Source organism: Gammaproteobacteria bacterium (assembly GCA_028819075.1).
Taxonomy (GTDB): Bacteria; Gemmatimonadota; Gemmatimonadetes; order Longimicrobiales; family Gaopeijiaceae; genus BD2-11.
Genome location: JAPPMM010000031.1, coordinates 51825 through 73322 on the forward strand (window position 1 = coordinate 51825; position 21498 = coordinate 73322).

Consider the following 21498-nt stretch of genomic DNA (forward strand, 5'->3'; position numbering starts at 1 on the left):
GCCCGCAAGCGCTCGTGCGCGCCCCCGATCCCTTGCCATCGGCTGCGCAATCGTAGATGCTTTCCACGCACTTGGATGCTGCGCACGCGGTACATGCTTCGCGTGCCCGCGGGCGTGTATCCTCCCACAGGCTGGAGAGCCCTCCCGAAAACCATGCCCGGATCCTCCGAGACCCCTTCCCGGGCCGAACGCGGACTGGCGCAGGTGGCGCGCGCCGGCCGCACCGTGCTGCAGCACTCCGGCGAGATCGCGATCCTGTTGCGCGACATCGTCGCTGCGCTCGTCGGCCTCCGGGTCTCGCTGCGGTCGATCCTGCGGCAGATGTACGTGATGGGCGTGCAGAGCCTCCCCATCGTGATCCTGACGGCCGTTCTCGCCGGCATCGTCACGAGCCAGCAGGGCGGCTACCAGTTCACCGGGGCCATTCCCCTGTACGTACTGGGCAGCATCGTCACCGAGTCGGTGGTTCTGGAGATGGGACCGGTCCTGACGGCGATCGTGCTGGTAGGGCGGGTGGGCGCCCGCATCACCGCGGAACTCGGGACCATGAAGGTCTCCGAGCAGATCGACGCCTTCTACAGCGTAGGGCGGGATCCGGTGTCGATTCTGGCTGCTCCCAGGGTGGTCGCGGGCATCGTCGTGGTCCCCATCCTGGTTGCGGTCGCGAATCTGGTGGGCATCCTGGCCGGCATGGTCTCGGCCCAGCTCACCGTGGGGCTCGGGCCCAACAGCTTCCTGTACGGGGCGCGTCTCTACTGGCAGTCCTGGGATCTCTTCTACTCCCTCACGAAGGCGCTCGTCTTCGGTTTCACCATCCCCGTCGTCGCCATCCACATGGGATTGCGGACGGAGGGAGGAGCCGAAGGAGTCGGCAAGACGACGACGCAGGCGGTCATGTTCATGACGCTGGCGGTTCTGATCATGGACGCCCTCTTCCCACCCCTCCTGCTCGACTAGGGCGCGATGCAGACCCGCCCCGTCATCCGGTATCGCGGAGTGCACAAGGCGTTCGACCTGCCCGTCCTGGAGGGCATCGACCTGGACATCTTCCCGGGAGAGATGTTCGGCCTCTTCGGCGCCTCCGGTGCCGGAAAGAGCGTCCTGCTCAAGACCACCATCGGGCTGATCGTGCCCGACCGGGGCGACGTGGAGGTGGACGGCAGGTCGGTCTTCTTCGGGGATCGCAGGGACGTGCGGAAGATCCGCGACAAGGTCGGGTACGTGTTTCAGCATGCGGCGCTCTTCGATTCGCTGAACGTCTTTGAGAACGTGGAGACGGGACTGCCTCTCAGGCGCCTTCGGGCCATGGACGGTGTGCGCATCGCGCGCCTGGTGTGGGAGGCGCTGGAACGGGTTCTCCTGGACCCGCGTGAAGTGATGACCAAACTTCCCGCCGAGCTTTCCGGCGGGATGAAGAAGCGGGTGGGGATCGCGCGCGCCATCGTGGGAGGGCCGGACATCCTCCTCTGGGATGAACCGACCACCGGGCTGGACCCGGTCAACACCGCGGGAGTGCAGCGCCAGATCCGGCGTCTCTCCCGCGAACTGGACGTGACTTCGGTCATCGTGACCCACGACATCGAGGGAGGGCTGGAGATGTGTAACCGGGTGGCGATGCTGGAGGGCAGGCGGCTCCGGTTCCTCGGAAGCCCCACGGCCTTCCGGGCAAGCGGCGATCCGATCGTGAGAGCATTCGTGGACAGAACCGCTGCCGAGGCCGCGGTAGACCTGGTGGCAACGACATGAACGAAGCGGAAACGGACTACCGGACGAGCTCCGGGCCCTCGGACGCGGAACTCAGGCACGCCGTCCCGCCGCGGGCGCTCATGAGCGAGGCGCGCGTCGGCATCTTCATCGTCGCAGGAGTGCTGGCTACGCTGATCGCCCTCTTCATGCTGACCGATCCGTCCATGTTCCGGGGGCGCTATTCGGTCATGGCCGTGGTGGAGAACGCGGGCGGACTGCGAAGATCCGATCCCGTGCAGATGCGCGGCGTCAACATCGGGCGGGTGATGAGCTTCGTCATGGTGCCCGCGGGGGTGAGCATCGAGCTCGAAATCGAAGGGGAATACGAGATTCCCGGCGACTCCCAGGTGCGGCTGGTGGGCATCGGTTTGATGGGAGGTCGCACCGTGGAGATCGTGCCCGGAAACTCCGCCGTCATGGCGGAGGGCGGCGACGTCCTGCAGGGGACAGTGAGTTCGGACGTCTTCGGCATCGTATCGGAAATCGGCGACGACGCCGAAGACATGATCCAGCGCATGGCGGCCCTGCTGAACGAGCCCACGGTGGCGTCGTTTCAGGCCAGCGCGCAGGAACTGGAGTCCGTGCTCACGGACTTTGCGGTCATCGTCCGCGAGCAGAGGAACGAGATCAGCCAACTGGTCGAGTCGATCAACGAAGCCGCTCGCTCGGTGAGCAGCACGACGTCGTCAACGGCACCCGCGCTCGAGAGCGCCGCGATGCGGGCGGATTCCGCGCTCGCGGCGGTCAACCGGAATCTCGAAATCCTCGATCCGGCGCTCGCCGACCTGCGCGCCATCCTCGGACGCATGGAGCGCGGGGAGGGTACCCTGGGGAGGCTGTCCCACGACGAGTCGCTCTACGACAACCTTACCGCGGGCGCATCGAGTCTCCAGCTGCTGCTGGACGACATCCGCGAGAATCCCGGCAGGTACATCAGCCTCTCGATCTTCTGACGGCCTGAGGTTTGGGCCGTCTACCAGCCCGGCGCCAGGGTGAAGCCCCAGTGCCAGCCCTTGTCGGGCCGCTGGAACGGGTAGGCGTAGTAGCTTTCCAGGATCAGGAACCCGAGCAGGTTGGCCCGCGCCGAGACGCCGGTGCTGAAGACGGGAACCCGATCCGTCGTCTGTCTGTCAAAGCGCAGATCCACGGTCCCGAAGTCGTCCCACGCCAGCCCCACGTCGGCGAAGGTGACCAGCTCGATGGGCAGGAACGGCAGGTTGAGCAGGCCGAACTGGCTCACGCCGGTGATCGGAACCCGGAATTCAAAGTTGAACACCTGGATGCGCTGGCCGAACAGCTGCCGGTAGCGCTCGGCTTCCGGGCAGATCTCCCCCCCGCAGCCGGTGAAGTCGAAGCTCTCTCTCGCGTAGCCGCGGATGAGGCTCTCGTATCCCAGGAAGATCTGGCGCAGCCCGGACTGGGTCTCGTCGGGGGTGATGCCGTAGCGCCCGTAGTGCATCGCCCTGAAGGCGACGGTTAGCTCGCGCATCGGGTTGAAGTACCGGCGGTAGTCGGCGGTAAGGGTATGGAAGTCGGCGGTACCCACCGTGTTCTCGTACTCGAAGCGGTACCTGGACCCCCGCACCGGAGAGGTGAAGGCGGAATAGGAGTTGTCGCCCACCAGCGCGATCGATGCGTGGAACATGTTGAGGGGCGGCTGCGGATCCTCCAGCTCGCGGACGCGCCGATCCATCAAACGCCCGAGCGGGTCGTAGAACAGGTACTCCTCTTCCAGGTCGAAGGAGTAGCGGGTCATGCCGAATCGGGTCTCGATCCGCTGCGTGGTGGAGAAGGGGTACGCCAGCATTCCGATCGCCTGGTCGATGTAGATCCGCTCCCGCAGGGCCCGCATGGCGGGCATGCCGTTCGGCGAACGTTCGAAACTCGCCCACACCAGCTGATAGGGTATTCGTCCTCCCGAGACGCCCCAGTTCCAGCGCCGTTTCATGTTCTGGTACAGGAACTGTCCGCCCACATCCTTGAAGGTGCCCTGGGCCTGGACGGCGACCCCCAGAGTGCGGTCTCCAAGCATGTCGCTGAAGAACGCCGCGGCTCCGCCCTGCAGGTTGTTGCCGTAGATGTCGCCGGCTCCGATGCCGATCATCGGCTGACCCACGTAGTCGAGCTTCAGGCCGGGGTCGTAGGTGGATGCCTCTTCGGAGACGTACGTCCCCGTGGGAGGCAGCCCGGTGAGCGGATCGGCCAGGTAGTTCGCGACCCGGCTGCGCACGAGCGGATCCGCGGGTGGAATCAGACGGCCCTCGGGGACTTCCGTTCCCTCGCGCGCCAGCTCCTGGGCCGCGCCCGCTTCCTGGGAGGAGAGCGAGTAGATGTGGAACTCGAATTCATCGAAGACCGAGAACACCAGGGTGCCGGTCTGCGAGGCGACGCTCATGGCCGGCGAACCGCTCGTGATGCCGCTGACCGCGGTCGCGATGTTGGTCACACGATAGATCTCGCCGGTGGGAAGGTTCACGCGGTAGATGTCGCTGAAGCCGTCCTGGTCGGAGATGAAGTAGAGGCCCTGGCCGTCCGGAGTGAACTGCGGGTTGAGGTGCTTGACGTTGTCGAACAGGTCGAGCGTACGGATCTCGCGGGTCTCCATGTCGAGAAGCGCGATGCGCGGCCGGCTGTAGACGAGGTCGGTGAAGTTCGTTTCGGGTCCCCGGTCGGAGACGAAGGCGAGCATGGAGCCGTCGGGTGAGAACGCCGGCTGCATGTCCCCGTGCTTGTCGTTGGTGAGGCGGGTGATCTGTTCCGTCTCGATGTCGAGCATGAACAGGTCGGCGATGCCCCCCGACTGTCCCGCGAACACGATCGAACCGCCGTCCGGAGACCAGGCGGGGTTGGAGATGGCCCCGATGTTGGCCTTCTCGACCTCGAAGCGCTGCTCCACGTCGGAGTTGTCGACATCCACGATGACGAGCTGGTTGTCTCCGTCGGCGATCGCCACGAAGGCGAACAGCTGCCCGTCCGGAGACCAGGAACCCGAGGAGTCGAGAAAGCGGAGCGCGTCCATGTGCGCATCCGAGGCGGCGCTCGACAGTCTGCGGATGATTCTCCCGGTGCGTGCGTCGGCCATGAACAGGTCGACCGAGAAGAGGTCCCTCTCGGAGATGAAGGCCACGTAACGGCCATCGGGGCTGACCGAGGGCGCCACGTTCTGGCTCCCGCCCCCCGTGGAAGGAGCGAGCAGCAGGGCACCCACTTCGCCAGGCGCCGAGCGGCCGGCCATGAGCGGCCGGTACTCGCTCTCGATCGCCTGGTGCCAGTCCGCGGATACCGAGTCCTGGGTCTTGCCCAGCACGCTCACGATGGCGTTCTCCCACCCCACCCGGAGCGAGCGGCGGTACAGCTCGGTTACGGCCTCATCGCCATAGGTGCCGCCGACGTAGGTCCAGAAAGCCTGACCGAAGCGGTAGGGGAAGAAGCGCCGTTCCCGGGTCATCTGCTCGAGCGTGGGCACGTCGTCGCGCAGGAGGGCATCGCGCAGCCACATGCCGGTAAGGGGATCTTCGCGTCCGACCGAGAGGTATTCGGCCATCCCCTCCACCACCCACAGCGGCAACTGGGCCATGCCGCGCAGCCCGCCTCCGCTCCGCGACTGGGCGATGTTGTACTGGAAGGCGTGCACCAGCTCGTGGCCGAGCACGTGGTCGGTGTCGTAGTAGGTGCCCGCCAGCGGCATGATGACGCGATTCTTCAGCGACTCGGTCACGCCGCCGGTGCCCTCGCTGATGAAGCCCGCAAGGGTGTTGGTCTGCTGGAAGTCGGGATGATCGGCGTACAGGATGACCGGCTTGGGCCGCTCGAACTCGTGCTGGAAGGTGCGCGCCAGACGCTCGTACCAGCGCTCCGACATGCGGGCGGCGTCCTCGATCGCGACCGCGGCCTCGTTGTAGTAGTGGATGTCGAAGTGGGGGGTCTTCATGACCCGGAAATCGAAGGAGTCGTACTGCACCTTGTTTCGCCCGAAGTACTGGGCTTCGATCGGTTCGGGCAGGAGCAGGCCCGTCAGTATGGCGACGGCCGGCAGGATCCCGGCGCACAGGCTCCGGCGGACGGCGGACGAGGAGGAGGATGTCATGGCCTGACCTTGGCGTATGTCGTCGCGCAGCCGGATGCTGACTGGAGGCGTGGGCGAGCGTAGCGGATGATGGCGTCAGTACACGGTGCTTGGGGGGTAAGGTCCGCGCGCGCTCGCGGGCGCTGCGGGCGGCATCGTTGCGGTTACGGGGACGGAAGTTGAACTTACGGCCCGCGCCCGTGATTGCGCTACGCATCTTCCCGCGAAACGCGAACCAGGAGCCAGGACATCAGCTCTCTCATCCGATGGTTCAGCCCGGCAGGACCGGGCCCCCGTCCGTTTCGGGCAGCCCTGGCCATCCTCTGGCTCAGCACGGCGTGCGCGCCGGTCGATCGACCTCCGACCGCGGGGGACCCGGTGCCCGATGTGCGGGCCGCCACCCTGGACGGCGAAGCGGTGGCGCTCTCCGACCTGCGCGGCGAGGTCCTGCTGGTCAACCTCTGGGCCACCTGGTGCGCGCCCTGCCGGTTCGAGACGCCCTTCCTGCAGTCGCTCTACGACGAGCACCGCGAGCGGGGCTTCGAGATCGTGGGCATCTCCGTGGACGACGCCGGATTCGAGGATGTGGTGCGCGAGTTCGCCGGCGAGTACGGCGTGACCTACACGATCCTGCACGATCCGGAGATGCGTTCGATGGACGCCTTCCGCGCCGTCGGTCTCCCGGCCAGCTACCTTGTCGACCGGGAAGGAACGATCCGCTTCGTGCGCGTCGGTCCGGTGTCCGAGGAAGACCGGGAGTTCTTCGAGGCCCTGGAGGCGGCCCTGGGTTGAGCGTAATCCCCGCCGGTCTCGCGGACGCGGAGACCCCGGTCGCCCTCGTGGACCTGGCGAGGGCGCGCGCCAACGCGGCCAGGGTAGCCGCCTACGCGGCGCGGCACGGGATCGCTTGGCGCCCGCATGTGAAGACCCACAAGAGCCTCGCGCTCGCCCGCATCCAGCTGGAGGCCGGTGCGCGGGGGCTCACCGTGGCCACGCCCCACGAGGCCGAGGTCATGGCTCGGGTCTGCGATGACCTGCTGCTCGCCTATCCGCTCCTCGGAAAGAGGAAGCTGGATCGGCTTATGGCGCTTCCCGAGCGGGTCGCGCTGACCGTGGCCCTGGATTCGGAGGTGGCGCTGCGGGGCCTGGCAGAGGCCGCGCGGGCGGCCGCAAGGACGGTAGGTGTCCTGGTCGAGGTGGATGTGGGGCTGGGACGAACGGGGGTGCAGACGGCACGGGAGGCCGGCCTGCTGGCGGCGCTCGCCCGCGACGCGGAGGGTCTGGAGTACCGGGGCATCATGTTCTACCCGGGGCACATCCGCACGCATGTGTCGGAGCAGGAGCAGGCGATCGGTGCGCTCGCGGAGCGGCTCGAGTCCTGCTGCGCAACGCTCGGCGGGGCCGGCCTGGCGCCCGAGGTCGTCAGCGGCGGGTCGAGCCCCACGCTCTGGCACAGTCACCTTCTTCCCCGGCTGACCGAGGTGCGGGCCGGCACCGTCATCTACAACGACCTCGACATGACCGGCATGGGCGTGGCTCGCGGCCGCGAGTGCGCCTACTCGATCCTCGCCACGGTGGTGAGCACCGCGGTCCCCGGGCGGGCGGTGGTGGACGCGGGCTCCAAGGCGCTCTCAAAGGAGCTGCACGACACCGCCGGCATCGGATACGCCGCCCTGGCCGGGCGGCCGGAGGTGCGCGTAGTCGCCCTCTCGGAGGAGCACGGCGTGCTGGATATCACGAGCACGGACTGGCGTCCGCGCGTGGGCGAGCTCGTGCGGCTGCTGCCGAACCACGTCTGCGTCTCGGTGAACCTGCAGGACCGCGTCATCGCACACGAAGGAGACCGCTGCGAAACCTGGCCGATCGAAGGAAGAGGACGAGTCGCGTCCCGGAGTCGGATGAACCTCAGCCACGTAACCGCATCCACCACGGAGTCTGACACCCAATGAGCGAAACAACGGTCGTGCACACGGACGGCGCCCCGAAGGCCATCGGTCCCTACTCCCAGGCGATCGCCGCGCGAGGGCTTCTCTTCGCCTCCGGGCAGATCCCGCTGGTCCCATCGACGGGCGAACTGCTCAGGGGCGACATCCAGGAACAGACGCATCAGGTTCTGCGCAATCTGGCAGCCGTGCTGGAGGCCTCGGGCGCGTCGCTGTCCACCGTAGTCAAGACGACCGTCTTCCTCGCGGACATGGGCGAGTTCGCCGCCATGAACGAGGTCTACGCCGAGCACTTCGGCGACCACCGTCCCGCGCGCTCGACCGTGCAGGCAGGCGCGCTGCCCAGGAACGTGAGCGTCGAGGTCGACGCCATCGCGCTGCTTCCCTGAGCGCGGCTGCTTCCTCGCCGGCGCACTGGCGGAGCGTTGTCGAATCCGGCACGATTAAGGTGGTGGTGTGTGTGCCACCACGATTGGGCCCGCGCGCGTCGCGGCTCTCCTGCAATGAGGTGATTTCATGAGTGCATACTCCGCAAAGCGGATGCGGATGAGGTGGTTCGCGGTCGTCGCGGGCCTGTCGGCCCTGACGGCCTGCTCGATCCTGGATGGGCCCACCGAAGCCCCGACGAGCGCAAGCATCACCGTCGGCGGCCCGGGTCCTGGTCCCCTGACCTTGGTGACATCGACCCAGTTCGTGTTCATCTTCGACAACTTCGGCAATCGCCGGGAAGAACTGGTCAGGGCCGACACTTCATCCATCAACCCCGGCTATCAGGCCGATTTCGCGCTCGGCGGAGGAGGCCGCATCTTCGTAAGCGTCGGCCGGCCGATGGAGACGGAAGAGACGCCGCAGGTGTCGCTGCAACTGTTCGTGCGCGACGAGACCATCTGCGAGGTGGAATCGATTCTGAATGACGAAGTGCCCGAGTTGGTCTGCACCTACACCTTCAACTGACGCCTATGGGCGTCGGTGCCGTCACGGTCAGGATGGTGGACCTGCGGGCCCTCAGCCGTCCGGCTGCGTGGTCAGCCGGCCCTTGATGAACGCCACGTCGCCGCCGATCCGGGCCACCCTTGCCTCCAGGGCGTCGATCCGCCCGCCCTGAGCATCGATCCTCCCGCCCAGCTCGGCGCGAAGGTCATCGATCCGGCCTCCCTGGGCCTCGATCCGCCGACCCAGTTCCGCTCCCTGACCCTCGATTCGGCCGCCCAGCTCGGTGCGAAGACCATCGATCCGCGCGCCCAGCTTGTCACCTTGGGCATCGATCCGCGCGCCCAGCTTGTCACCTTGGGCGTCGATCCGCGCACCAATGGTATCGTGAGCCAGCTGGTTGGCGTGGGCCAGGGCGTCGATCCTCCCGTCCATGTGGCTCCGCAGGCTCCCGATGCTCCGGGAAACCAGCGCCACGACGGTGATCCCCGTCCCCACGGTCGTCGCCAGCATGCCGATGAGCGTGATGTCCATCTTCGCGCGTCCCCTCCCCTCTGGAATGATGTTGGCGCAAGCGCCCGGGGCCGACAAGGGCGTGAAGCTTAAGCCTGGATCGGGGGCGCTTCCATGGCTGGATGGGCGTTGATTTTGTAAGATGTTGATAGTGCGTTATTTACACTACCTATGATGATTGCCGTTCCCCTATCTGTTCGTGTTTCCTGAACAGGATGCTGATCGACGGTCTCGGACGCTCTCGGATGAGCCAGCGGAGTGCGGCCAAATCGCAGAGGCGCGCGAGCGAGTGGCGAGCACAGTGCCGAACCGCTTCGTCGCACACCGCCGCGATCGTGGCAACAACTCCACCTCTACTCGCCTTTCAGCCCCGAGCGCGCGGGCAACGGTACCTGGCGCAGCATTGGCAGCACGGGCCAGTTTGCTGGGATGCGGATGATGACGATTGCGACACACAGGACGCGCGTAATGTGACGTCGAAGCGCACTGGCCGGACGTGCGGAGCGGGGATGGTGGGCGCACTGGTCCTGGTGCTCACCGGTGGCCAGGGATGCGGGATCTTCGTTGACCCTACCTGCACAGGGCTGAACCCGCCGGGCATCGAGATCGATGTCATGGACGCGGGCTCAGGATGGTTTGTCCCACAGAGCGCGAACCCAATCGGTTTCCTTGTCAGCGGGAGGCTTCAAGTGCGAGAGACCATGACCGAGGTAGATCCAGATCCGGATCGCACCGTACTCGTAGGCGCTCACGACCGCCCAGGGATTTACGATGTGGAGATCGTGGCCGAGGGTTATGAACCTTGGCACGCGACCGGGATATCCGTTCAGATGGATCACTGCGGTCACGCTGGAACCGTGAAGATGACCGCACGACTGTTGCCGTCCCCACCAACCGGATAGCCTGCGCTCATCCCGATGGCAGTCCCGCCGTCGGCCGGGTAGCCCGCGGACGATCCCGCCGCGCTCACGGCTCACCTCGTTCCCGAGACCGGATTGCCCGCGTGTCGGCAGGGCTGGCTCCCAACCTTGTTAGTGGTAGGGAGCCAGCCGACACAGTGTTGAACACTGCGGGCCTGGAAAGGGGGACGCCGCGCCCCCCTTGAACCCCCGGCTCGTCGCCGCGCTGCACTAGCAGCGGACTGGAGGTCTGGGCGATTACACCTACGCATGGCACAAACGGACCGGCAACGGCTCCTGGCGCAGCATTGGCAGCACGAGCCAGATTTCCCTATGGATTGCCGAGGGATCTTCCAGCTTCGAACTTCGTGCAACAGTGGGATCGCATGGACGGGAGCGGTGGGTGTACCGTACGGTGAGCGTTTGCTGGGACGAGGATGATGATTGCGAACAGTAGGAGGCGCGCATGCCATTGAAATGCACGGGGCGGGCGCGTGAAGCGTGGATAGCGGCCACGACGGTCTTAGTGCTGCTTGCGGGTGGCTATGCATGCGGAATCCTCGCCGACGACGGGGCTTGCCCTCTGGAGGATCCACCGGGCATCCTGATTGACGTCTTGGACGCGGGCTCGGGGAGGTTTGTCCCGCACAGCGCGAATCCGACCGGCTTCACTGTCAGCGGAGGAGTGCGTGAGCCCATGACCTTGGTCCCTCCGAATACCAAGCTCGCGGGCGGCAGGGGACCTCCAGGGGCTCGTTCGGAGGTTTTCCTCTATGATGTGGAGGTTGCTGCCGAAGGCTATCAGACTTGGCGCACGAGCGGAGTATCCGTTGAGGTGGACCACTGTGGCAACGCGCGAACCGTGGAGATCAGCGCGCGCCTGATGCCGTCGACACCAACCGCATAGTCTGCGCTCACCCCCCTACGGGCGGCACATTGATCGGCAACGATCAGCGCTCGCCTCCGTTGCCGGGCCGCGAGATTGTAGCGAGTGGAAGGTCCTCAGGGGATCGAAGGGGCAAAGCCCCTCGTCAGCCTCCGTGTTATACACGGGGTATGCGGAACGTCCGAGGTTCAAATCACGGCAGGAGATCGCGTAAGTTCAATCAGGGCTGCACGATCTGCCACTCCTGCCCTTGGGCTGGACACTGCTGGACCGTGCCCGAATGACCGGAAAACCGCAACCAATTGACGGGAATTATCCGTATGCGGACGCCCCGGTTTCAAGCGTCTTCCCGGAACAACATTCCGTTCAAGCGCGCCTGCCACTCGTCCTCATCCACGACCTCGAAGCGCATCACCTTGCTCCGCATGGCGGGCACGAAATCAGCCCAATCGGCCTTGCGGGCGTGCTCGCCGCAGATGTCGAAGACGGATCGCTTGTATTCGGTGTCCTCCGAGTCCTTCAGGTGGACGCCCTTGGTCTCGACCACGAAGACCCGGTGGAAGCCGTCGTCCGCCTCGGGCTCTCCACCCCGTAGCGTCACGATGAAGTCGGCGTAGATCCGGCGCGGCTTCCACCCCTGCACATAGTAGTCCTTGCGGGATCGGTTGCGGTACCAGAAGAAAAGCCGCGCCTGCTGGTCCAAGTACGTCGCGACCTTGTTCTCGAACTGGTTGAGATCGTCTTCCGTGGTACGGTCGAAGAGGTTGCGCTGGTAGGGTGTCCCGTCCTCCCGATTCGCCTGCTTCGCCTTCGGAACCTCGATCTTCTCAGGCAAGCGAGTGAACTTGAGATCGTCCGCGACGACCAGAAAACGCATCCTTCCGGACTCCAAGAGGCTGCGAAAGACCTCTCGCGACAAGCGGTCGCGTTCTCGCTCGACCCGACGCCGCAACTCTTCGAGCACGAAGACGTGATTGGCCGCCACGCGATCCGCCGGGTAGCGTTCGAGCAGGGCTTCAAAGGCCCGCCGGGCCAGATCGCGTCCCTGCCAGGGATTGGGAACCAAGTCCAGAAGATGGCTGGCCGCGAAGAAGTAGTCCACCGGATCGCCGCCGTTGCCGGAGTCGCCAGCGCCGGGGGGTTCGGCGGTTTCCGCATCGTCGCCGTTCACGGCCTCCCGCCCCGAAACGGGCGTGTCGCCAGCGAGGTTGGTCACCACCAGGGTGTCTCCTGCGCTCCCCTCGCCCAACTCCAGATCGTGCAGCCCCGAGAGGTCGATGTCGTCCCAGCGCACGCGCGAAAGTATGTCCGCCTCGTAGCGGACCAGACGCCATCCGTTCTTGTCCCGGATCATGAAGGCGGGCAGGACCAGATCCCGTGCGGCTGACCGATACCGCGTCCGCTGCCGCGTCGTCAGTTTCTCCGGCGGGCGGACCGGGCCGTCATCGGAGACGACCCTTCCTTCCAAGCCCTGCAACCCCTCCAGCCCGAACCCCTTCCTGACCTCTTTCAGCAGTTCGTTCCCGCGTCGGCTGAAGCAGAACACGTAGCTCTCGTCCAGTAGCGCCACCCCCGTCTTGCTCGCGTGGGGCTGCCGCAGAATCCGACCGACGAGCTGGGTGATCCCCGTCCTCGACATCGGGTTGGTGAGGATCGTGAGGACGTAGGCGAACGGGCAGTCCCAGCCCTCTTGAAGCGCCTGCTTGGTGATGATGAAACGGATCGGGCAGTCGCGGGACAGCAGGCCACCAACGTCGTCCACCTCCTTCAATTCGTCCTTCGAGCTGGTCTTGATCGCGATGTGCTCCGGCGCGATTCCCGGGTGCTGGAGCAGGTATTCGCGCACGTCGTCGGTGTGAACGTACCCTGGCTTCCTCTGCTGTCTGCCGGTCCGTTCCACCTGGATCACGCAAATGGGCCGGATGTAGGTGCCGGACTCGGCTTCGTGAAGCCGCGCCGCGGCCTCAAGGGCTTCGCGGTGTTCGACCGACTCCAACAGCGTGCCGCGCCAGTCGCCGCCCGCCTTGTTCAGAATGTGGAGGTCGAGCTTGATCATCTCCTCGGCGTTGAGTTCCCGGCCCAGGATCTCGACGAGCACGTTCGCGCCCTTGGCCGGGGTGGCCGAAAGCTCGACGATCATGCAGGGATTGAATCCTTCGAGCGTCGCCTTGGCGTTGGCGCTGTACGCCTTGTGTCCCTCGTCGAGGATGATGAGCGGCCGCAGCAGCCGCACCGTGTTTCCGAGCGATGTCTTGATGTAGCGGCCCCAGAACCCCGCCGTTTGCTCGAAGGTGTCGAGATTGGGGTATTCCTCCAGCATCTTGGCGTGCGCGGTCGGATCGTCGTCCGGGGGAAAGAACCGGTCGAAGCCTCCGCTGTCGCGGAACATCCGGAGGGTGTCCTTCGTCTTCCGGTTGGCCGATGGGAGCATGAGCAGAAGAACGCAGAGGTTCTCGGCGACATCGCGCGGGCCGAACGCCGTGGTCTTCTCGAAGATGCGCGTGCGCTGGCCCGACGACAGGTCGAGTTGCTGGCGGTAGGGGTGGTCGCGGTCCTTGAGGGCCTTGAGCGTCTGGTTGTAGATCTGCGTCGTGGGCACGATCCAAAGCACCAGCCCGCGCCGACTCTGCCGGAAGTGGGCGTTCACGAGATCGATCACCCTCGTCGCAAGCAGCGTCTTGCCGCCCCCGGTCGGAATCTTGAGGCAGAAGGCCGGAAGGTGCTCGCCGAGCCCGTTCCGGCGGGCGTGGTACGACCGCCCGGATACCGTCCTGCCCCATGCCCGTTCCACCCAGTCCGAACCCCAGTTGGGGTTGTGTTTCCGGGCCTCTTCGTCCTCGGCCCGCCACTTCGCCAACTCCGAGACGAAGCCGCGGACCGTCGCGACCGTACGCTTCTGGTATTCCTTCAGGATCATCGTTCCAGCCTGTCGATCGCTTCGTAGATTTGGAAGGGCAACTGCTGGAAATCGATCCGGTACTGGTGAAGGAAATCGCGGTCGAGGTACTTCGTCGGCGCGAAGACGAGCCTCCTTCGCGATCCTCCGTCCGGCAGGGCGCGGGCCTCGGCCAGCGACAGCGCGAGACTCTTGAGCGTCTCGACATCCGGCTCGTAGAAGAGGAAGACATCGTGGGACTCGGTGCGCCCGACGAACCCGGTGTCCGGGTTGGTCTCGGTTGGGTCGAACTCCTGCCCGGTCGCGGTGAAGAAGATGTATCCCGCGAGCTTCTCCCAAGAAGGCAAGTGGGAGCCGTCGAGGAGCGACTCCTGCTGCATTGGACGGCCAAGCTCGAAGTAGCTGAACGTGCCCCCGAGGCCAGTCTTGAGGGCGTCGTCCTTGGCGCCCGGAACCCCTTGAATGACGCGCCGGACGCGCTCGGCGGTGATGCGGTCGGCATAGTCCTCACACTCGACGAGGATGAAGCGCCGGTTGCCGCCATCCGCTCGATTCTGCGCGAGAACCGCGTGGGCCGTCGTCCCGGAGCCGGCGAAGGAGTCGAGGATGATGGAATCGGGGTCGGTGGACAGGAGGACCATCCGCTGGATGAGCTCGAAGGGTTTGGTCGTGAAGGTGGGGGTGTCGTCCGGAAACAGTTGTAGCAGCGTCTTCCTAGCGCCCTGTGTGTGATTGACCTCCTTGTACGTCCAGATGGTCTCCGGTACCAAACCCTGCTTGACTTCGGAAAGGAAGCGCTTCAGCGCCGGAGTCTGATCTCCGTCGTTCCCCCACCAGATGCGGTTGTCATCGTCCAGTTCCCGGAGCTTCTCTTCGGAACACCGCCAGTACCTTCCCCCAGGTGGGCCGGGGATTATCCTCCCGTTTGGACACTCGATCGAGTAGACCCCTTTGCTATAGGGGTTCCGGGCCGAGAGGTCGCTCGCCTTCCATGGCCCGCGATGGTCGTCATCCGGATTCCGGTAACGTGCGTCAGCCTCCTTCGTCCGCGGAAGCAGTTTCCTCCTGAACAACTCCCTCCGCTTCGCGTACACCACCACGAAGTCGTGGTTTTCCGAGAAGTACTTCGCGCTGCTCTTCGGAGCGTAGACCTTCTCCCAGATCACCGTCGCCACGAAGTTCTCCTCCCCGAAAACCTCGTCCAGCAGGTTCCGAAGATGATGCACCTCGTTATCGTCGATGGATACGAAGATCGCCCCGTCCTCCCGGAGCAGTTCGCGGAGGAGCTTGAGACGCGGCAGCATCATGCAACACCACTTGTCGTGGCGGGTCAGGTCGTCGCGATCCACCACCCGATCCAGCCAGTCCCGCATCAGGGGCGAGTTCACGTTGTCGTTGTAGGCCCAGCCCTCGTTGCCTGTGTTGTAGGGCGGGTCGATGTAGACGCACTTCACCTTGCCGTGGTAGGTCGGCAGCAGGGACTTCAGGGCAGCCAGGTTGTCGCCGTGGACGATCAGGTTGTCGCGTAGGCGGACGGCTAACGGCTAACATCCCGGCAGGAGATCACGTAAGTCTAACTGGGGCTGCACGATCTGCCACTCCTGCCGGTGGGCCGGACATTACTGGATCGTGCCCCGAAAGCGGGAAAACAGGAGCCAATCGGCGGGACTCCCAACCATGGTCGAACACCTTCGGAAGAACCGTCTTGCGAGTCGGCGTCCAAGAAGTGCGTCTTGCGGGAAGGCAACTCGGTGGACGGGTTCACATCGCTCAAGCAAGCCGAGCAGGAATCCAGAGCGCATCACGTCACTCCGCCTCCATGACGCCCATCCAGACGACGAGATTCACCTCGTCCACCTCGATGAGATCGAGCGGCTCTGGCGGTCGCCAAGGCTGTAGCCCGAGTTCGTTCACGACATCGGCGATCTTGCGGCTTGATTCTCGGCGGGCGACCTGATCTGGCCCGAACACCTCCCGGCGGGCGGTTTTCGGGACGGGCGCGCTCCCAAGCGCCATGAGCTCCTGCGGCGACACCTTCCGGCAGCGCGCTCAATGCGCTCGGGCGCTGAAGAGGGACTACGGGGCACGTCGTGGGGTCGCGCGCGATCAGCGACGTCGCCGGCACGGCAGGTTAGATTGGTATCTTGACCCGGCTTGAGACTTGAAGGGGAGCGGATGGCCCGACACACGGAACCGTTGGTAAATGCCGTCTTGGCCGGTGCTCTGGACCGCAGGCACCCGCGATGGCGCGTGACGGCCGAGCAAACTGATGTCTTCGGCCACCGGGGACTGCGCCCCGATGTTCTTGTTCAGCTCGGCGGTGCCCCACCTATCATCTTGGAGACGGAGTTCGCGCCAGCCTCCACCGTCGAGGAGGATGCCCACGCTCGGCTGGGCAAGCTGACCAAGGACTCCGGTTACGAAATCGAACAGGTCGTCGCGGTTCGCTTGGACGCGGCGCTCCGGCGCGCCAGCGACCTCTCGGTCGCAGTCGAAGCGACGCGAGTTGAATGGTGTGTTCTCTCGGGACATGGCGGCCACTCCCTCCGATGGCCCGACCGGGGCTGGCTCGCCGGCGGGATCGACGACCTCGCCCGTGCCATCGAGGAGGTTTCCCTTTCGGAACGTTTGGTTGCGGAAGGTCTCACGATTCTGGAACAGGGTGTGCGGCAGGCTGCCCACATCCTACGCGCTGATGCGGGCGAGACCTCTCGGACGGGGTTGGAAACGACCGCTCGGCTGCTCCACCAGGAAGACAGCGAGCAGACATCGCGCATGGCGATGGCGATCATCGCGAATGCAATGACCTTTCACACGACACTGGCGGGCATGCATGGAATCCCCCATCTGGACAGCCTGCGCGGGGCGTCCGGCAGCATCCTTCGGCCACGGCTTCTTCAGTGCTGGCGGGACATCCTTAGGATCAACTACTGGCCGATCTTCAAGATCGCGATCGATCTCCTGCTGACCATTCGCGACGCCCCGGCCTTGACCATCATGGACCGGCTCGCCGATGTCGCCCACGAGCTTGCAAGGATCGGGGCAACCAGCCTCAATGACCTCTCCGGGCGGATGTTCCAACGGCTGATCGTGGATCGCAAGTTTCTCGCCACGTTCTACACGCTCCCCAATTCGGCCGCACTTCTGGCCGAACTTGCGGTCCCGGATCTTGACGTGGACTGGGGAGACGCATCCGCAGTCCAGAAACTGCGAATGGGCGACCTCGCTTGCGGGACCGGCACCCTTCTGCTGGCAGCCTATCAAGGCGTGCTTTCTCGGCATCGACATGCCGGGGGCGATGATGCGAAGCTCCACGCTCGGATGATGGAGCGCGGCTTGGTGGCGGCGGACATCATGCCCGCGGCCACGCACCTGACGGCCTCGAATCTCTCCGGGACCCACCCGGGAATCACGTTCGAGCGAACATGCGTGTACACCATGCCCTACGGCCGACAGCCACAGGAGCGGGAACTCCCAATCGCGATCGGGTCCCTGGACCTCTTGGACGAGGGCCATGCGTCAATGGCGCTCTTTGGAACTGGACAACGGCAGGCACGCGGGGACAGGGAAGACGAGGGGAATGCAGACGCTCGCGTGGAGATTCCCCCCGAGTGCCTCGACTTGGCCATCATGAATCCGCCGTTCACCCGTCCGACCAACCACGAATCGACCACCGTTCCCGTCCCGTCGTTCGCCGGTTTCGACACGAGCGCGGACGAACAACGAGACATGTCGAGGCGCCTGAACGAGATCGGGCGCTACATGGGGCCGCGTGTGGGCAATGGCAACGCTGGGCTGGCCTCGCATTTCGTGGACCTCGCTCACGCGAAGACCAAGCCGGGTGGACTGATCGCTCTGGTGTTGCCCGCATCGTTTGCGCAGGGAGGGTCGTGGGAGGCGGCACGCTCTCTGATCGAAACCGAATACGAGGAAGTCGTTGTCGTGTCGATCGCAACAACGGGCAACACCGATCTGGCGTTTTCCGCTGACACGGGAATGGCCGAGGTGCTCTTGGTGGCAAAGAAGCGAAGGGCTGGGGACTCGGCGACCCGCTCCACGCTGTTCGCGAACCTGAAGCGGCGTCCGAAGAGCCTCTTGGAAGCCACTGACGTGGCGCGCGCGATTCGCGAAACACCGCGCGACGGCGAGAGGACAGGTTGGTTGTTGGTGGGCGACAGTTCCGTGGCTGGCAGCTACGTGCGTGACAGACTCTCCTCCACCGGGGCGGCCGGAATCAGAAACCCTGATCTTGCCAGCACCATGCTGGCGCTCGGCGAGGGAGACCTCAAGCTACCTCGGCGGAAGGAAACTCTCGAGCTTCCCATCACGACGCTATCTGAACTCGGGAAACGGGGACCGATTGACCGTGACTTGGTGGGTCGGGACTCGCAAGGCTCACCTCGGGGGCCTTGGGACATGGTGGGGTACGCCGAAGCTGAGACGCCGCCAACCTACCCCGCCTTGTGGGCTCATCACGCCCCGAGGGAGCGTTGTCTGGTGGTAGAACCGGATCGTGCTGGCCGCGTTCGGGAGGGTTGCCATCAAGCTGCGGTTGACAGGTGGAAATCGGCGGCCAGCCAACTTCACTTCAATCGGGATTTCCGGATCAACTCTCAGAGCTTGTCGGCATGCCTGACACCGGAACCGGCGATAGGGGGCAGGGCGTGGCCCAGCTTCTTGCTGGATCGTGCGGTGTGGGAAACGCCCGTCGTTCTTTGGGCCAACACGACCCTCGGGCTCATGTCATTCTGGTGGAAGGGGTCTAGGCAGCATCAAGGGCGAGCATCGATGACGTTGAGCCGCTTGCCGGAATTGCCGGTCCTCGATCCCCGCCAACTCGGCGAGGGCCACATCCAGAAGGCACAGGAACTCTTCGCAGAGTTCCGGAACCGTCCGCTTCTGCCTGCCAACGAGGCGTATCGGGATCCGGTCCGGGCGGATCTCGATCAAGCCGTGCTCGTGCGGCTCTTGGGCCTACCGGAGGGGATCGAGGATTCGCTTCGGCTTCTTCGCGATCAATGGTGTGCGGAACCGAGCGTACACGGCGGAAAGGGTACGCGAATCCGGGCCTAGAAGGATCCCGTCGTGCCGTTGAGGTGCCGACGCGCTGGTGTTCGCGCGTCAGTGGCGGGTGACCGGTGTAAACGGGCAATCTCGCCCAGGGTGTAAGGGCGTTACCGGAACACCAGCTCGAACCGTCTCTCCGCCATTTGGAGGTGCGGGCTGAACACGGTCACGACGGTGGCGATTCGGCGATCTCCTTCCATGCAGAACGCAACGGGCCGATTGGAATTGCGTTTCCCCGTGAAGGTAAACCGGAGTATCTTCGCGTCGAATCGCAAATCGGGTTGCCCTTCCTCGTCCTCGGTCAAGCGGGCGATCAATTCTGGCTCTACCGAAGCTGCGGTAACCCACAGATCGCGATCCATCCACGACGCCCCATCGCCAAAATCCCCGTGCCACCGATGCGTCAGAAGCCGGTCGTTCTCCTCAAGCTCCCCTTGATCGTGTGCCGCGACGAAAGCCTCCAGCGTGAGTGATACGTGCTTCGGCAGACCGTTCTCGCGAGAGTATTCCGGGTCATCACTACGTGACCATCCGAGATTCCTGAACATCGAGATGGGGCGCGCCGGTCGAGTTCCCGCAGGGAGGACGGAAATCGCTCCAATGACGACATACGAGGGTCTCCCCTCTTGGGCGCGGTCCCTGTGGTTCAGGACGAAGCAATACTGACCACTTGGGGCCATCCTGTAACGTCCGCTCTCGACGAGCACATCCCATTGGCCCGCGTACTTGGCGTCCTCCGACCTAGTGACTTGCGGAAGGTAAGCTAGAGTTCCAACCGGAGATGCGTAGAATCGCGTGCGATTAGTGATTCGGTCGGGCTCCAGAAAATCCTGTGCCAGAACCGGCGGGACAGCTAGCAGCGGTGCCGACAGCGCGAGGCAAAGCCAGACGTACCTCATGGCAGTCACCCTCCGCCAGTTACTGCCTTATCGTCGGCATCTGGAATGGACCCGGCTGCGCTAGGAGCCGCGACAGCAGCCACGATGGACCACAGGATCAGGACGACCGATCCCCAAATCGGATCCAGCCCCGATCTCTGATGGACGGGAAGGCTGACCGCGAGAACCCATGCCACGAAGCTCCCCATGGTCAGGGCGATCTGCTTCACTTTCGTAACGCCTGACCTCCAAAGATAGAAGGGGAGAAGGACTAACAGCACTCCCGCAGATATCTCGATGGCGAGATCCCGGATCGTGATTTGGCTGTAAACCAGCCCTTGGACGCCCAAGTGAGCCGCGACGACCTCTGCCGGGATCAGTTGAGCAACTCGTTCCAAGTACGGAGTCTGAGAATCGATAGCTCGGCGCAAAGACGTCCTCTCCAAGGTACAGGAAATGGCCCGTGATCCCGCCGGTGGGAGCGCGGAAACCGAGAGTGAGGGGGAACGGAAAACCGCAATCCCATGATACCCTGATTCGGCCGTTCATGCCACGAATGGGCTAGCGTACGGCACCAGATCGACCGTTTCGGACGATCCGCTGCGCGATGGGCGAGGGGGCAAGGCTCATCGCTCGAACCCACCCCCGCCACGCTCGGGGCCTCGGGACCGGGGCGGTCGCGGGACAACAATGCGGGTGACGGTCCGTTCGCGCTCCCGCTCCCGTGTCTGTTCGCGCTCCCTCTCCCTCATGGTCGCCCGCACCGACCATGCGCGCCGCTCCGCCTCCACCAGCCTGTTTCGGTAGAACTTGCCCCAACCGCGCTCGATCTCCCGGGCGCGCTCGCCGTGTGCCTTGCCCAACTCGGCCCGCTCGTCCCTGTGATACCCGTCGAGATCCTCGCGCCAGCCCTCGACCAGATCTCTCCGGCCCCGGATCGCCCCGGCCAGTTCCCTGAGCGAACGATCGAGCCGCCAGATCCGGAGCCGCCCCAGCACGGTGCGGCTCTCCCGGTGGAGCCGCTGCCGCATCTCCTCCTGCCGCTTGTGCAGTTCGGCCCATTCCTTCCGCGCCCGGGCCTCAAGGTGCTGGAAGCTGTACTCGCGCCCGTCCGCGACCGTCTCCCAAGCCTCCGCCTCGCCATGCCGCCATGCCTCCAAGTCGACCTGATCCTCGCGGCGCGGCTTCCTGGCTCGCCGCGCCCGCCCGGGCTGCATCCCCTCTCGCCGGACGCGCGCCCAGTGGCGCGGCCGGTCCTCCGGGGGGCGAAGCACCTGCTGGCCCGCCCGACGCCGCTCGTTGTTCTCGACCCGCCGCTCGCACCGGATCCGGCCCTGCTCCCGCTCGTAGCCCTCGGCCCAGCGCGACAGCCGGAGCTTGCTGTTGTCCAGCGTCGCCGCCTTCCCGGTCTCTGGATCGACCCTGTTGGCGATCACGTGGACATGGGGATGCTCGGTGTCCTCATGGGCGACGATCAGCGCCTCGTGGCCCACCAGCCCCAGCGCCTCCAAGCTCTCGTCCACCGCCCGGCTCATCTCCCCCTTGCCGGGCGTCTCGTCCTGTGCCCAGCTGAGCGAGTAGTGAAGGACCGGCTTCGCCAGCTTGCGCCCCGTCCGCGCAACGCCCGCCAGCCGCTTGAGGTCGGGGGCCGCCCTCGCGGTCGCCGCCATCAGC

16 protein-coding genes are annotated in these 21498 nt (G+C 65.1%); 8 read left to right on the top strand and 8 right to left on the bottom strand.

Annotated features, from left to right (window positions below):
* Positions 1-153 precede the first annotated feature (153 nt).
* From OXU32_07695 to OXU32_07705, 3 genes are read left to right on the top strand one after another with little or no spacing between them, the layout of a single operon-like run.
* The gene (locus OXU32_07695; GenBank protein MDE0073849.1) at positions 154-957 is read left to right on the top strand and encodes an ABC transporter permease; all 804 of its coding nucleotides are present in this window, start codon (positions 154-156) and stop codon (positions 955-957) included.
* Between the two features lie 6 nt (positions 958-963).
* Positions 964-1746 (top strand): ATP-binding cassette domain-containing protein, encoded by a 783-nt coding sequence (locus tag OXU32_07700; GenBank protein ID MDE0073850.1) that lies wholly within the window; start codon positions 964-966, stop codon positions 1744-1746.
* A complete protein-coding gene (locus OXU32_07705) occupies positions 1743-2699 on the top strand; it encodes an MlaD family protein (protein MDE0073851.1) in 957 nt (318 codons plus the stop codon). Before OXU32_07700 ends, OXU32_07705 begins: the two co-directional genes overlap by 4 nt.
* Before the next feature lie 20 nt (positions 2700-2719).
* Here OXU32_07705 and OXU32_07710 read toward each other — a convergent pair whose 3' ends face one another.
* Positions 2720-5833, bottom strand: coding sequence for a BamA/TamA family outer membrane protein (locus tag OXU32_07710; GenBank protein ID MDE0073852.1), 3114 nt, complete (start codon positions 5831-5833; stop codon positions 2720-2722).
* A gap of 183 nt (positions 5834-6016) precedes the next feature.
* Between OXU32_07710 and OXU32_07715 the strand changes: the two genes are divergently transcribed.
* From OXU32_07715 to OXU32_07730, 4 genes are all read left to right on the top strand, one after another.
* Complete coding sequence (locus OXU32_07715; GenBank protein ID MDE0073853.1) at positions 6017-6604, top strand: TlpA disulfide reductase family protein; 588 nt, start codon at positions 6017-6019, stop codon at positions 6602-6604.
* Positions 6601-7761, top strand: coding sequence for an alanine racemase (locus OXU32_07720; GenBank protein ID MDE0073854.1), 1161 nt, complete (start codon positions 6601-6603; stop codon positions 7759-7761). Before OXU32_07715 ends, OXU32_07720 begins: the two co-directional genes overlap by 4 nt.
* Entirely contained in the window at positions 7758-8144 is a 387-nt protein-coding gene (locus OXU32_07725) for a RidA family protein (GenBank protein ID MDE0073855.1), read from the top strand. The genes OXU32_07720 and OXU32_07725 overlap by 4 nt, the downstream gene beginning before the upstream one ends.
* Positions 8145-8301: 157 nt before the next feature.
* On the top strand, positions 8302-8709 hold the full coding sequence (locus OXU32_07730) for a hypothetical protein (protein MDE0073856.1): 408 nt from the start codon (positions 8302-8304) through the stop codon (positions 8707-8709).
* Positions 8710-8760: 51 nt separating this feature from the next.
* On the opposite strand, the gene OXU32_07735 is transcribed toward OXU32_07730, so the two are convergent.
* From OXU32_07735 to OXU32_07755, 5 genes are all read right to left on the bottom strand, one after another.
* A complete protein-coding gene (locus OXU32_07735) occupies positions 8761-9219 on the bottom strand; it encodes a hypothetical protein (protein ID MDE0073857.1) in 459 nt (152 codons plus the stop codon).
* Between the two features lie 2101 nt (positions 9220-11320).
* Positions 11321-13900, bottom strand: a complete 2580-nt coding sequence (locus tag OXU32_07740) for a DEAD/DEAH box helicase family protein (protein ID MDE0073858.1) — start codon at positions 13898-13900, stop codon at positions 11321-11323.
* Positions 13897-15333, bottom strand: coding sequence for a site-specific DNA-methyltransferase (locus tag OXU32_07745; GenBank protein MDE0073859.1), 1437 nt, complete (start codon positions 15331-15333; stop codon positions 13897-13899). The genes OXU32_07740 and OXU32_07745 overlap by 4 nt, the downstream gene beginning before the upstream one ends.
* Positions 15334-15685: 352 nt before the next feature.
* Complete coding sequence (locus OXU32_07750; GenBank protein MDE0073860.1) at positions 15686-15895, bottom strand: hypothetical protein; 210 nt, start codon at positions 15893-15895, stop codon at positions 15686-15688.
* 90 nt (positions 15896-15985) lie between these two features.
* Positions 15986-16561: a hypothetical protein gene (locus OXU32_07755; GenBank protein ID MDE0073861.1), complete on the bottom strand. Its 576-nt coding sequence runs from the start codon at positions 16559-16561 to the stop codon at positions 15986-15988.
* A 93-nt stretch (positions 16562-16654) separates the two neighbouring features.
* On the opposite strand from OXU32_07755, the gene OXU32_07760 reads away from it, so the two are divergent.
* Positions 16655-18952 (top strand): hypothetical protein, encoded by a 2298-nt coding sequence (locus tag OXU32_07760; GenBank protein ID MDE0073862.1) that lies wholly within the window; start codon positions 16655-16657, stop codon positions 18950-18952.
* Positions 18953-19053: 101 nt separating this feature from the next.
* On the opposite strand, the gene OXU32_07765 is transcribed toward OXU32_07760, so the two are convergent.
* A complete protein-coding gene (locus OXU32_07765) occupies positions 19054-19494 on the bottom strand; it encodes a hypothetical protein (protein MDE0073863.1) in 441 nt (146 codons plus the stop codon).
* Between the two features lie 956 nt (positions 19495-20450).
* Positions 20451-21498: relaxase/mobilization nuclease domain-containing protein (locus OXU32_07770; GenBank protein MDE0073864.1), on the bottom strand; the 1048-nt coding region annotated here is incomplete at its 5' end.